The sequence below is a fragment of the Pantoea sp. XAF26B01_ASV70 genome (assembly GCF_054512635.1).
Window position 1 is genome coordinate 3825010 of the sequence record NZ_CM137251.1, and the last position, 12702, is coordinate 3837711.

11 protein-coding genes are annotated in these 12702 nt (G+C 55.5%); 5 read left to right on the forward strand and 6 right to left on the reverse strand.

What is annotated here, in order from left to right:
- Positions 1-237 precede the first annotated feature (237 nt).
- A complete protein-coding gene (locus tag ACX8ZY_RS18110) occupies positions 238-1479 on the reverse strand; it encodes an MFS transporter (RefSeq protein ID WP_010252060.1) in 1242 nt (413 codons plus the stop codon).
- A 400-nt stretch (positions 1480-1879) separates the two neighbouring features.
- Here ACX8ZY_RS18110 and ACX8ZY_RS18115 point away from each other — a divergent pair, with 400 nt between their 5' ends.
- Together ACX8ZY_RS18115 and ACX8ZY_RS18120 are read left to right on the forward strand one after the other, a co-directional pair.
- Positions 1880-2479, forward strand: coding sequence for a hypothetical protein (locus tag ACX8ZY_RS18115; RefSeq protein ID WP_029519503.1), 600 nt, complete (start codon positions 1880-1882; stop codon positions 2477-2479).
- Positions 2480-2754: 275 nt separating this feature from the next.
- Positions 2755-5145 carry a glucose/quinate/shikimate family membrane-bound PQQ-dependent dehydrogenase gene (locus tag ACX8ZY_RS18120; protein WP_158132070.1) on the forward strand — a complete coding sequence of 797 codons (2391 nt, stop codon included), beginning with the start codon at positions 2755-2757 and terminating at the stop codon, positions 5143-5145.
- Positions 5146-5200: 55 nt separating this feature from the next.
- Here the strand turns inward: ACX8ZY_RS18120 and ACX8ZY_RS18125 are convergent, their stop codons facing one another.
- The 4 genes from ACX8ZY_RS18125 to ACX8ZY_RS18140 form a co-directional block, all read right to left on the reverse strand.
- Positions 5201-6406 carry an MFS transporter gene (locus ACX8ZY_RS18125; RefSeq protein ID WP_010252067.1) on the reverse strand — a complete coding sequence of 402 codons (1206 nt, stop codon included), beginning with the start codon at positions 6404-6406 and terminating at the stop codon, positions 5201-5203.
- Between the two features lie 110 nt (positions 6407-6516).
- A complete protein-coding gene (locus ACX8ZY_RS18130) occupies positions 6517-7413 on the reverse strand; it encodes a LysR family transcriptional regulator (RefSeq protein ID WP_425020990.1) in 897 nt (298 codons plus the stop codon).
- 170 nt (positions 7414-7583) lie between these two features.
- Positions 7584-7952: a helix-turn-helix domain-containing protein gene (locus ACX8ZY_RS18135; RefSeq protein ID WP_009092546.1), complete on the reverse strand. Its 369-nt coding sequence runs from the start codon at positions 7950-7952 to the stop codon at positions 7584-7586.
- Between the two features lie 241 nt (positions 7953-8193).
- Positions 8194-8460, reverse strand: a complete 267-nt coding sequence (locus tag ACX8ZY_RS18140; RefSeq protein WP_010252074.1) for a hypothetical protein — start codon at positions 8458-8460, stop codon at positions 8194-8196.
- A 544-nt stretch (positions 8461-9004) separates the two neighbouring features.
- On the opposite strand from ACX8ZY_RS18140, the gene ACX8ZY_RS18145 reads away from it, so the two are divergent.
- The 3 genes from ACX8ZY_RS18145 to ACX8ZY_RS18155 all read left to right on the forward strand — a co-directional run bounded on the left by ACX8ZY_RS18145 (position 9005) and on the right by ACX8ZY_RS18155 (position 12162).
- Positions 9005-9664 carry a response regulator gene (locus tag ACX8ZY_RS18145; RefSeq protein ID WP_010252086.1) on the forward strand — a complete coding sequence of 220 codons (660 nt, stop codon included), beginning with the start codon at positions 9005-9007 and terminating at the stop codon, positions 9662-9664.
- Positions 9661-11016, forward strand: a complete 1356-nt coding sequence (locus tag ACX8ZY_RS18150; protein ID WP_022625242.1) for a sensor histidine kinase — start codon at positions 9661-9663, stop codon at positions 11014-11016. Before ACX8ZY_RS18145 ends, ACX8ZY_RS18150 begins: the two co-directional genes overlap by 4 nt.
- Positions 11017-11295: 279 nt before the next feature.
- The gene (locus tag ACX8ZY_RS18155; RefSeq protein ID WP_010252090.1) at positions 11296-12162 is read left to right on the forward strand and encodes a nucleoside-specific channel-forming protein Tsx; all 867 of its coding nucleotides are present in this window, start codon (positions 11296-11298) and stop codon (positions 12160-12162) included.
- 96 nt (positions 12163-12258) lie between these two features.
- On the opposite strand, the gene yjdN is transcribed toward ACX8ZY_RS18155, so the two are convergent.
- Positions 12259-12696, reverse strand: coding sequence for a VOC family metalloprotein YjdN (gene yjdN / locus ACX8ZY_RS18160; RefSeq protein ID WP_022625240.1), 438 nt, complete (start codon positions 12694-12696; stop codon positions 12259-12261).
- Between the last annotated feature and the right edge of the window lie 6 nt (positions 12697-12702).

The window sequence follows — 12702 nt, forward strand, 5'->3', positions numbered from 1 at the left end:
GAGGCCACAGGCCTGCCGATGAGAGATAAGTTATAGCAAGGAACGCGTTTTCGTGTAAATCAGGAACGTTTTGAAAGGCGTTCCGGAGCTTTGCGTTCGTCCGGTTTGCGTTTCAGTCAGAGGCAACTTACATACTCACAGCGAATGGATGGCGCTTTTGCGTCTTTGCGCAAGGCATAGGCTCCCTGAGACTGCACTCAATTCTACAACCGCATCTGCCTCACCAACCTCGGTTGTTCAAACCGGATCCACCTCATTCTCCAGCTTCTGACGCCGCCGCAGATGCGGAAACAACTTCATCCACAGCGCCACCACCACCAGCGTACCGATGCCGCCAATCGCCGCCGCCGGTGCCGCACCCATCCAGGCCGCCAGCAACCCCGACTCAAACTCGCCCAGCTGATTCGACGTATTAATGAAAATCGCGTTAACCGCATTCACCCGACCGCGCATGGTATCCGGCGTATCCAGCTGCACCAGCGCACCCCGGATCACCATACTCACCATATCAAAGCCACCCAGCGCACAGAGCGCCACCAGCGACAGCCATAACTGCGTGGAAAGCGCGAACACCAGCGTCGCAACGCCAAAGCCCGCCACCGAGCCAAACATAATCATCCCGACATGCTTCTCCAGCTTGTGGCGGCTCAGCCAGATGCCCACCAGCAATGCTCCTACCGACGGCGCCCCGCGCAACATCCCCAACCCCCAGGGCCCGGTATGCAGAATATCTTTGGCAAAAATCGGCAGCAGCGCCGTTGCACCGCCCAAAAGCACCGCAAACAGATCGAGCGAAATTACCCCAAGTACATCTTTGCGCTCACGGATAAAGTGAATCCCGGCAAACAGATTCTTCATATTCATCGGCAGACGAGCCTGCACCGGACGCTCATAACGCAGCAGACTCACCAGCGTCAGCGAAACCAGATAAAATAGCCCGGAAACGCCATACACCACATGCGGCCCGGCGACATAAAGCAGCCCGCCAATCGTCGGCCCGACGATAACCGCTGCCTGACCGCCCACGGAGTTCATCGCCATCGCACGCGCCAGAATCGAAGGTGGCACCAGCGACGGCAGCATCGAAGACATCGCAGGCCACTCCAGCGCTTTCGCCACTGCAATCATAAACACCAGCCCCCACAACGCGGTCTTATCGGGGGTATGGAATAAGGTAAGCACCACTAATGCCAGCAGTGCGGCAAATTCCACCAGCTGACCCAACAGCACGATCCGCCGCCGGTCATATTGATCCGCCAGATGGCCCGCTGGCAGCGCCAGCAACACCGACGGCAGAAACTGCATTAAGCCAATCATCCCTAACGCCATCGCGCTGTTGGTCAGCGCATAGATCTGCCAGCTGATTGCGACCGAGAACATCTGAAAACCAAATGATGAGCAGGTACGCGCCACCCAGAAGGCGACAAATGTCCGATGTCGCCACAGCGACTCTTCCGCTGCCGATGCCATAAATCCCATGTCTTATCCCAAATCAGGTGAGGAAACCCGCGTCGTTGCGCGGTGTTATTGGTGTGGTGATTGTCGGCTTCACGATAGCAGACCGGATGCGAGCAGAAGGCCTGTGGCTCCAGCGCTGCCTCCCTGTGCGATAAGCAGCGTCCCTGTCCGGCCGAGGCGCGTCAGACCCCTCATGATTATTACCAGCCTATTGGTCCCGACTATTGAATATATTCCAGCACATCATCAGACGCCAAAGGAATTATCGTTTCTTTGCTAACAGGTTTATTTACTTTCTCAGGCAACAAAAGGATGATTTGGATTAAGCATGTGATCTATATTTATTCACGCGTTTAGAAAAATGCGACTTTTTATATGCTTAATTAACAACAAATCCTTTCTATTGAATTTCATAGAGATAATGAAAAACAGTTTATATAACCCCTATGTTACTGAACCAATCCATCACGTTAAGCGTAATGTCACTGGCATTTGTTATAGCGTGCCTTATCTTCAGCAAAACCAGGATAGCGGCAATATACTTAATACAAACAACATTATTTCATTACACAATCAAATTGCTACTGAAGCAGCATTAATGGTTGTGCCGGTGGAAGATATTCGATTACGGGGAATGATCGCGGTTCCGGATGCCTATACGCATTTACAAAATGCGCGTGTCCGGATTGGAATTAATTATTCCAGTCTGGCAGCACACAGTACGTCACTGCTTGAATTAACAAAGAAATTTGATTTCTGGCTTTATGATTTTGCGCCGCCGGGTGCAGACTGGCGACTGCTGGAATCTTTTCCTTTTTCAGGAATTGTTTTAACCGAATCTTTCTTTAATGATAATTATGAGAAGTTTACCTTTCCCTTTTTTATGGCGACGTTTCGTGAAAAAGGGGCAGAGGTAATCGTACGAAGTCATACGCCGCCCTTAACCGCTGAGCAGTTTGCTGAGATAAATATCAGCGGCTGGCAACAGCAACGCTCGGACGGCGATCTTATTAGCTGCTGATTCACAAATCCTGCCTTCCGGCGTTAAGGGCACACGGCGGTGCGCTTAACGTCCTTTAATCCCCCATAAAATGTCGTTTTATTCCAGTTGTTAAGCGGTTTAAGCCAAAAAAATCAAACCTCGATCTGATTTTGCTATAACATTTAACACAAAGGGATCGTCTGTCTTAACGGAAGAGATACTTCAGAACACCCTAATCATTTGTACTTGATAACTGGAAACAGCCTATCTGGTTGTTTTCGTGTGTTTTATGGCAACGAAACGAGGTCGATATTATGGGGAAAAACTCCTCATCTTTTGGCGTAATTCGTTTCCTGACGGTGCTGTTCGCAGTGCTGACGGGCGCGTTTATGCTGATTGGCGGTGGCTGGTTAGCCGCCATTGGTGGTTCCTGGTATTACGTTTTTGGCGGTGTGGTGATGCTTATCACCGCTTATCTGCTTTCCCGTCGTAAAAGCACTGCGCTGGTTCTCTATGCGCTGCTGCTGATCGGCACCCTGATCTGGGGTGTATGGGAAGTGGGCACCGACTTCTGGGCACTGGCACCACGCACCGATGTGCTGGTGATCTTCGGTGTCTGGCTGATCCTGCCGTTTGTCTATCGCAGCTTCAATGCGGGCAGCAAAGCCGCGCTGGGTACCATGGCTGTGGCGCTGATTGCCAGTGCCATTGTGCTGGCCTATGCGGTATTCAACGATCCGCAGGTCATCAACGGGTCAGTACCAGAAACCGCTGACAACGCCCCGCAGGCTGCGCCGCTGAGCAACATCCCGGATGCTGACTGGCCCGCTTATGCGCGCGATCAGCAGGGAACCCGTTTCTCTCCGCTGAAGCAGATTAATCACCAGAACGTGAAAGAGTTGCAGGTTGCCTGGCAGTTCCAGACTGGCGACATGAAAACCCCTAACGATCCGGGTGAAATTACCGACGAAGTCACGCCAATTAAAATCCGCGACACGCTTTACCTCTGTTCGCCACACCAGATCCTGTTTGCACTGGATGCGGCCACCGGTAAGCAGAAGTGGAAGTTTGATCCGGGCATGAAGGTCAACCCGACCTTCCAGCACGTGACCTGTCGCGGTGTTTCTTACCACGAAGTGCCGGCAGCCGCCGATGCAGCGAACACTCAGCCTGCGCTGTGTTCACGTCGTATCTATCTGCCGGTCAACGATGGTCGTCTGTTTGCACTGGACGCAGAGACCGGCGAACGCTGCCCGGCATTTGGCGTCAACGGCGAGCTGGATCTGCAACACAAACAGCCTGTCACCACTGCGGGTCAGTATGAGCCGACCTCACCGCCGGTGATTACTAACACCACCATCGTGATGGCGGGTGCGGTTACCGATAACTACTCAACCCGCGAGCCGTCAGGCGTGATTCGTGGCTTTGATGTGAATACCGGCAAACTGCTGTGGGTATTTGATCCAGGCGCAAAAGATCCTAATGCCATTCCGGCTGATGAACACACCTTCACCATGAACTCTCCGAACTCATGGGCACCGGCAGTTTACGATCCGAAACTGGATACCGTTTACCTGCCGATGGGCGTGAGCACCCCGGATATCTGGGGCGGTAACCGCACACCAGAGCAGGAGCGTTATGCGAGCAGCGTGCTGGCCCTGAACGCCACCACCGGTAAGCTGGTCTGGTCTTATCAGACTGTGCATCACGATCTGTGGGATATGGATCTGCCGTCGCAGCCGACGCTGGCTGACATCACCGACAAAGATGGCAACACCGTACCGGTTGTCTACGCGCCAGCGAAAACCGGCAACATCTTTGTACTGGATCGCCGTACCGGCAAGCCAGTCGTGCCTGCGCCGGAAACGCCAGTGCCACAGGGTGCTGCTAAAGGCGATCACGTTGCCGCCACTCAGCCCTACTCTGAGCTGACCTTCCGTCCGAAACAGAATCTCACGGACAAGGATATGTGGGGCGCGACGATGTTTGACCAGCTGGTGTGCCGCGTGATCTTCAAGCGCCTGCGCTATGAAGGTCCGTTCACTCCGCCATCTGAGCAGGGTACGCTGGTGTTCCCGGGTAACCTCGGTATGTTCGAATGGGGCGGCATCGCAGTCGATCCTCATCGTCAGATCGCGATTGCTAACCCAATGGCGCTGCCGTTTGTCTCTAAGCTGATTCCACGTGGCCCAGGCAACCCGATTGTGCCGCCGAAAGGCGCTGAAGGTGGTTCAGGTACTGAAACCGGTATTCAGCCTCAGTATGGCGTGCCGTATGGCGTCGAGCTGAACCCGTTCCTGTCACCGTTTGGTCTGCCATGCAAACAGCCTGCCTGGGGTTACATCTCCGCGGTGGATCTGAAGACCAACAACGTGGTGTGGAAACAGCGTATCGGTACCGTTCGCGATAGCGCACCGGTTCCGCTGCCGTTCAAAATGGGTATGCCGATGCTGGGTGGTCCTATCACCACCGCAGGTAAGGTGTTCTTCATTGGTGCGACCGCAGATAACTACCTGCGTGCTTTCAGCACTGATACCGGCGAACTGTTATGGCAGGCACGTCTGCCAGCAGGCGGCCAGGCGACACCAATGACCTATGAAGTGGATGGCAAGCAGTACGTTGTCATCGCGGCAGGGGGTCACGGCTCGTTTGGTACCAGGCTGGGCGATTATGTGATTGCCTACGCGCTGCCAGACCAGAAGTAATTCACGCAGCTGTGAATAAACTAAGGCGGACTCCGGTCCGCCTTTTTTGATCGCACTACTTTTTCATGCCACGCCAGTTGAGCCAGGCGCAAAACAGCATCACCACGCAGGTTGCCAGAAACACCGGCCGCATCCCGAATGCACCGCCCACCAGTCCACCGAACAGCGGGCCGCTGACCTGGCCGATATATTGTGCCGATGTCGAATATCCCAGCATCCGCCCAACCTGTGAACCCGGCACGTTATGACGAATGATCGCCGTGATGCACGGCATCAACCCGCCCAGCGCCATCCCCATCAGAAAACGCAGCAGCACCAGTTGCCAGGCCGCCGTGATAAATGCCTGGGGTATCAGCAGCAGCCCGCTAACGACTAAACCGCCGGTCAGCACCCGCCAGTGCCCTACCCGATCGGCCAGCCGACCCAGTCGTGGTGCCGCCAGGACCGTGCCCAGCGCCGCCGCGGACATCACCAGTCCGGCTATCAGGGTGATCTGGTGGTCGCCCTGCACAAACTCGCCCACGTAAAGCGTAATAATCGGCTCAATCGACATGCTGGCGAAGATCAGCAACATGCCAGAGAGCCACATCAGCCGTATCAGGCTGTGATTAACCGGCCCGGCTTCAGGATGCGGTTGCTGGCTGGCGCGCGATGTAGCGGGAGCACGTGGCTGCTCTTTGAGTAAAAAGGTGGTGGCGAGGAAGGCGAGAAAAATCACGGCACCGGTCAGCCAGAAAGTCTGACGAATCCCGATCAGTGGCGGTAGCACACCGCCCAGCAGCGGTCCGACCACGTTGCCGGCCATAATGCCGGAAGACAACACCCCCAGCGCCCAGCCAGTCTGTGCTTTCGGCGTTTGCGCCGCCACCAGAATGGTCGATCCCGACGCGTAGCCGCCCAGCAGCCCCGCCAGCAGGCGCAGCGCCACCAGTTGCCACGGCGCGGTCGCCATGCCAATCAGCGACATCGCAATCGCCATCCCGAGACTGGCCCGAATCAGCATCAGCTTACGACCATAGCGGTCAGCCAGCCTGCCCCACAACGGCGCCGTCAGTGCGGCGCTGAAAAAGGTCGCGCCGTAGGCAAGGCCGGACCAGCGGGCGATAGCCGCAGGCTGCTCAACGCCGAGTTGCTGCACATAGAGCGGCAGGAACGGCAGCAGCAGCGTCATCGCCACGATAGTGGTAAAAGAGCCGACGACGCAGACCCCTAAGTTACGTCGCCAGTGCTGAAACTCTGCAGTTTCGGGTGACTGTTGCATGATGATATCCGGTAAGTAATCAGGGATACAGGCTAACCGGCGTAGCGGAGTAACAACAGTCGCGGCGGGATAGTTACTCTGTGACGATGATTGTTGTCAGCAGGCAACAATCAGCCTGTATTCAGCGCCGCAACCAGGGCATCGCACAGCAGCGTCACGGGTGAGGCCGGTTCAGGCGTGTCGTGCAGCAGCAGATAACTTTGCAGACGATCCATCTGCCACTCCGGCAGCAGTTGCTGAATATCCCCGCGCGCCATCGCCTCCTGGGCCATGTAGGAGGGCAGATAGGCGATGCCGCTCCCTGCCAGTGCCGCATTGAGCAGCGCCATGCTGTTATTGGCGCGAAAACGGCTACGTACATCCAGTGCCAGCCGCTGTTTATCACGGCGGAACGGCAGTGCGGCGGTGTGCGCCGGACCATGAAACATCAGCAGGTCGTGGCGTGGCAGCATCTCAGGATGTGTGATAGCGGGTCGCTGCGCCAGGTAGGCGGGCGCGGCATAGAGCCCCCACTCGATTTCGCTCAGTACCCGAAAATTGCCCTGCTGTGGCGATCGGGATCGGATCACAATCGCCAGATCCGCCTGATCATCCAGCCGATCGTGACTGCGATCGGTCAGATCAAGATCGACATTGATATGCAGATGCCGACGCAGAAAGCGGTTAAGGACAGGGACTACGCACTGGCAGCCAAACGTAACGGGTGCCTGCAGCCTGACATGGCCGGCGGGCTGCTGATGCACCTGCTGCACAAAGGCTTCGGCGCGCTGCACTTCGGCCAGCATCCGCACACAGTAGGAATAGTACGCCTGGCCCAGCTCGGTCAGCGCCAGCCGCCGGGTGGTGCGTTGCAGCAGCCGGATACCGAGCCGCAGCTCCAGACGGGCGATCTCCCGGCTGACATGGGATTTGGACAAGCCGAGTGCGCGTGCCGCCTCACTGAAACTCTGTAATTCCACAACCCGTGCAAATACCAACATGGCGGTTAAATTCGCGCCGTTTTCCATGTTTCCCGACTCCGACAGTAAAGGGATGCTGGCAACAAACTAACACGTTCGGGCGGGGTCACTGTGGCTGATGGGTAAAAAAAGGCGAGGCGAAGAACACGTGGAGAGAAGCGCAAAGCGCGGGCCGACCTTCCCGTCCGCAGGCTGTGACGGGAAGGTCTTATCAGGCATCAGCTGGCCATCGCCAGAGGGAATAGCAGCCGATCCGGCTCGACGCGACGCTGACGGCGCAACTGGCCAGGCGTCACCATAAAGTAGTTTTTAAACGTGCGGGTATAGGCCTGCTGGGTATCAAAGCCATAGTTCATCGCCACCTGCAGTATCGCTTCGTTGCTGCTCAGCAACGTGAGCGCAGACTCGGTTAAACGGCGCTGACGGATATATTCTGCCAGTGAAAAGCCGGTATGCTGGCGAAACAGCCGTTGCAGATGCCAGCGCGAATAGCCCGAGCGGCGCGCCACCTCATCCAGATGCAGATCGTGTCCTAAGTTGTTCTCAATCCAGTCCAGCAAACTCCGAATAAACTCGCGCTGATTCATGGTTCCTCCTGTTGATGCTGATGTGCAGTGGAGCCACTCTACCCGCTAAAATTTATCCCTTAATTAGCAGAAAATTAGCGCAGAATTAGCAACGGCGGAAACGGAGGCGGGATCGCGCGGCCAGCGGGGCTTTAGTGTGAAAGTTCGTGAAGAGATTGCTGCTGAAAAAAGGCAGAAGATAAAAACGCTGAGTCAGACAAATTTATTTCTGCATCATAAGTGACGGGGGCATTCAGCCCTGTCAGGCGTCAACATGTTTGAGATATCGCTGATATTCCTGAGCCAGAAAATCAACGCCTTCCTTTCGGGTGACATAATCAACATCAATTGAGGTTATGGATGTTACATCAGGCTGATCAGGATAAAGATGCAGGTAGGTCAGATACCAGTACATAACAGCCTGACCGCCTACAGTAATAACCGGTGACGGAAGTTGTCCGGCGTTATCAATAAGATAACGGTTGAGTTTAAGGATCTGTTCTTCTGGAGGAATAGCGTGCAATGTCATAAAAAAAGCCCACCTGTATGATGAGCTTATTTTACTACCTGGCTGATTTCAGCACGGCGTGACATCAGAAAAATGCGAGGCTGCGTCCACTTTTTGCAGGCACAATACCCTGAGGACGTTTTTCAAGCACGCGGCCTGGAGCCTGACCATTTCGGACGGCTTCAACACGCTCCTGATACTCGCGCTGATGTCTGATTTTTGCTTCCTGGGCTGACATACTATTCACCGCTGAAATGTCTGGCATTAATCTGTTGCTCAAATATACGTCACCCCATTTACGCTTGCAATCGCTGGCATCTCAATGGATATGGATGGGGACATCAGGCCACCTGACTCCTCCATAAAATACCGGTGACGGCGGTCCGCGAAATAATTCATGCTGTGGCAAGGCGGCAAATGCGTGAGTCCCCAGGAGCTGACATCAGTCAGTGACTGGGATGAGCAAAAGCAGCCAACGCCGCCACAGTGCGAAGTATGACGGCGGATAATTCTGGCCTAACAATTGGTGAGTAAACTCCCCTCATCTTTCTGAAGGAGATCAGCCATGCGCGTGTTACTGGTTGAAGATGATGAAATGATCGGCGCGAACCTGCAGCAGGCATTGGAGGGGGCGGGCTGGTCGGTGGACTGGGTGCGTGATGGCATCTATGCCCAGAATGCCTGGAGCGAAGGCGGCTACAGCTGCGTGCTGCTCGATCTCGGCTTACCGCGCGATGATGGCCTGCAGGTACTGCGCCGGGCGCGCGGGCGTGGCGACGCCACGCCGGTGCTGATTCTTACCGCACGCGACACGGTGGCGCAGCGGATTCAGGGACTCGACAGCGGCGCTGACGACTACCTGCTTAAACCGTTCGATTTACAGGAAGTTATGGCCCGGATGCGCGCGATTACCCGACGCAGCCACGGCGCAGCAGACTCGGTGCTGGGCAGCGGCGATGTGCAGCTGGATATGATGACCCGCGAAGTGCTCTACAAAGGACAGCGCGAGCAGCTTACGGCGCGCGAATATGCCCTGCTCTACGCCCTGCTGGAGCGGCCAGGCGCTATTCTGTCGCGCGAGCAGCTGGAAAATCGCATCTATGGCTGGGGCGATGAAGTCAGCAGCAATGCGGTGGATGTTCTGATCCACGGGATGCGCCGCAAGCTGGATAACGACGTGATCCGCAATGTGCGCGGACTGGGCTGGCGGGTACCGGCAATATGAAACCCTTCACCTTTATGCGTTCATTACGCAACAAATTACTCTCTACGCTGCTGATTATTCATCTGCTGATGATCGGCGGCGTCACGTGGTATTTCTTCAGCTGCTACGGCGATATGGTCGGCACCATGAAGGACGATCAGCTGGCAAAAATCGCTGATGCCTGGTCCACCAATAAACAGATGCCCGCCCTGATGCCGATGCTTATTGCGCCTGACAAGGCGAAGAGCGCCTTTGTGGTGCAGCTGTGGGACGACCGGGGTCAGTTACGAGCCAGCTCATGGCCGGAGCTGCAGGCTCCGCTGCAAAATCAACGGGGCTATCGCGACGTGCATGTGGGTCAGTGCGATGACTGCGAATGGCGCATCTATACCCGGCCCGGCTTACCTGGCAGCGAGATAAAAACTATCCAGGTGATGCACAACCTCAGCTACATGAAGGCATTGATGGTCAAGCGGGCGCTGTCAGCGATCATTCCGTTGATCCTGATGATGCCGCTTTCACTGCTGGTGATCTGGCTGGTGGTGCGCAAGATCACCCGGGATCTGCAGGTCGCTTCGCGTCAGATTGCCGCGCAGGAGACGCACCATCCGCACAATGTCTCACCCGAAGGCTTGCCGGATGAGATCCTGCCGCTGGTGGCCGCCTACAACTCGCTGCTGAGTAAGTTGCGTGAGGCCTGGTCGTCGCAGCGTCAGTTCCTGGAAGATGCGGCGCATGAGCTACGCACGCCGGTAACAGCGGTGACCTTGCAGCTGGAAAACCTGCGTCAGCATATCCAGCCAGGCGAAGCGAGCCGGCAGTTCAGCCAGCTGGAAGCGGGCGTCACACGCACCCGTCATCTGGTCACGCAGTTACTTAATGTCTCGCGTCAGGATGACCAGAGCGTGGTCGCCAGCGTCGAGCATATCGAACTGGACGATCTGCTGAAAGAGAGCATTGAGCAGCTGATGGTAGTGGCAGATAAACGCGGCATCGATATCGGCTTTAATGGCTCCACGCAGTATCGTCTGCAGGCCAGCCGTTCCGAGCTGCGCAGCCTGTTCGATAACCTGATTGGTAACGCCATGTTGCACACGCCGGAGGGCAGCCTGGTCGATGTGCTGCTGCATCGGGTCGCAGGTAAAACAGTGGTCGATATTGTCGATAACGGGCCAGGCATGCCGGAATCCTTTATCGAACGCGCCTTTGACCGTTTTACCCGTTCACCTGACGTTAAAGCCCAGGGCAGCGGGCTGGGATTATCCATTGTGCGCAACGTCGCACAGAAGCATCAGATTCACGTCGCCCTTTCCAATTGCATGACGCCACAGGGTGCCATTTGTGGTTTGCAGGTTCGCGTCACCCTTCCCTGATCCCGCCCGTTTGATCACGAACCAGACAACGTAAACGGTTGCCTGGTTCCGTTCGATCCTGGTCATTATTGTGAAGCGCATCACATTTTAGCTGAATTGTAATGCAACACTTTTTGACAAACGTGAGCAAAATCTATTTTCTATCGATCTGTTACAGGCACGCTACGCGGGCTGAAGAACTGGCTGTTATTTGCTGTGAAACCCTCATTCCCATCAAGGGACCGATTTCTCTCTGACTGCGTCTGCTGTGCGGCGGTCAAAAGCATGTGGCTGATAATAATGAAATTTAAAACGTTGATAGCAGGTGCCGTGCTGGCATGTTCATTGAGTGGCGCTGCGCAGGCCGCTGAAAGCGATCCGCAGTATGTCTCCGACTGGTGGCATCAGAGCGTTAACGTGGTAGGCAGCTACCACACCCGTTTCGGACCGCAGTTTAACAACGACGTTTATCTGGAATATGAAGCGTTTGCGAAGAAGGACTGGTTCGATTTTTATGGCTACCTCGATCTGACCAACTTCTTCGGCGCAGGCAACAGCAACGCCAACGGCATTTTTGATCACGGTTCACCGATGTTTATGGAGATTGAGCCGCGCTTCTCTATCGACAAACTGACCGGCACCAGCCTGGCGTTTGGTCCGTTCAAAGAGTGGTATTTCGCTAACAACTACATCTACGACATGGGCCGCAACAGCGATAGCCGCCAGAACACCTGGTATATGGGTCTGGGCACCGATATCGATACGCACAGCGATGTCGGTCTGTCGCTGAACGTCTACGCCAAATATCAGTGGGAAAACTACGGTGCGGCGAATGAAAACAGCTGGGATGGCTATCGCTTCAAGGTGAAATACTTCGTGCCAATCACCACACTGTGGGGCGGTAATCTGGGCTATGTGGGCTTCACCAACTTCGACTGGGGTTCCGATCTCCGCGATAAAGGCGGTTCATCACGCACCAGCAACTCCATCGCCTCCAGTCACATTCTGTCACTGGGTTACGATCACTGGCACTTCTCTGCGGTGGCGCGTTACTTCCACAACGGCGGACAGTGGGCGGATGGTCAGGAGCTGAATTTCGGCAACGGGCCGTTTGAAGTGAAATCGACTGGCTGGGGTTACTACCTGGTGGCGGGTTATAACTTCTGATTACGTGCGGCGGCCTGAATAGCGCCGCCGCGCTTTAATCCGGGCAGTTGCCATTAATTAATACGGCGCCGCAAATTGCGACGCCGACTGGCCCGATTATTCCTGCGGCTTCTCGACATTGATGCGCCACGGAATGTTGAACTTATCAATGAACATCGCGAATCCGTTCGACCAGAACGTCTCCTGCCACTCAGTTGTCACCTTGCCGCCTGCCGACAGTTTCTCAAACCAGGCTTTACCCTTTTCGACATCGTTAGTTGAGAGACTGACCGCGTAACCGGCATGCTCGGACGCTGGCGGCTGATCGGTGTTGCCATCGCTCAGCATCAGCTCACCGTCACCAATACGCAGCTGGGCATGCATGATCTTTTCTGGCGGCTGCGGCGCGGCAGACTGATCGCCGACCTGCTCACCCTGATCCGGCATATCACCGAATTTCATTTTAGAGAGCAACTCTCCCCCGGTCGCCTGCAGGTAAAAGTCGATAGCCTCTTCGCAACGGCCATAGAGAAACAGATAAGGACTGACTTGCATCGTAAC

Coding starts and splice junctions, on each gene's coding strand:
- ACX8ZY_RS18110 (WP_010252060.1), bottom strand. CDS start 1,479: ATGGGATTTATGGCATCGGCAGCGGAAGAGTCGCTGTGGCGACATCGG.
- ACX8ZY_RS18115 (WP_029519503.1), top strand. CDS start 1,880: ATGAAAAACAGTTTATATAACCCCTATGTTACTGAACCAATCCATCAC.
- ACX8ZY_RS18120 (WP_158132070.1), top strand. CDS start 2,755: ATGGGGAAAAACTCCTCATCTTTTGGCGTAATTCGTTTCCTGACGGTG.
- ACX8ZY_RS18125 (WP_010252067.1), bottom strand. CDS start 6,406: ATGCAACAGTCACCCGAAACTGCAGAGTTTCAGCACTGGCGACGTAAC.
- ACX8ZY_RS18130 (WP_425020990.1), bottom strand. CDS start 7,413: ATGGAAAACGGCGCGAATTTAACCGCCATGTTGGTATTTGCACGGGTT.
- ACX8ZY_RS18135 (WP_009092546.1), bottom strand. CDS start 7,952: ATGAATCAGCGCGAGTTTATTCGGAGTTTGCTGGACTGGATTGAGAAC.
- ACX8ZY_RS18140 (WP_010252074.1), bottom strand. CDS start 8,460: ATGACATTGCACGCTATTCCTCCAGAAGAACAGATCCTTAAACTCAAC.
- ACX8ZY_RS18145 (WP_010252086.1), top strand. CDS start 9,005: ATGCGCGTGTTACTGGTTGAAGATGATGAAATGATCGGCGCGAACCTG.
- ACX8ZY_RS18150 (WP_022625242.1), top strand. CDS start 9,661: ATGAAACCCTTCACCTTTATGCGTTCATTACGCAACAAATTACTCTCT.
- ACX8ZY_RS18155 (WP_010252090.1), top strand. CDS start 11,296: ATGAAATTTAAAACGTTGATAGCAGGTGCCGTGCTGGCATGTTCATTG.
- yjdN (WP_022625240.1), bottom strand. CDS start 12,696: ATGCAAGTCAGTCCTTATCTGTTTCTCTATGGCCGTTGCGAAGAGGCT.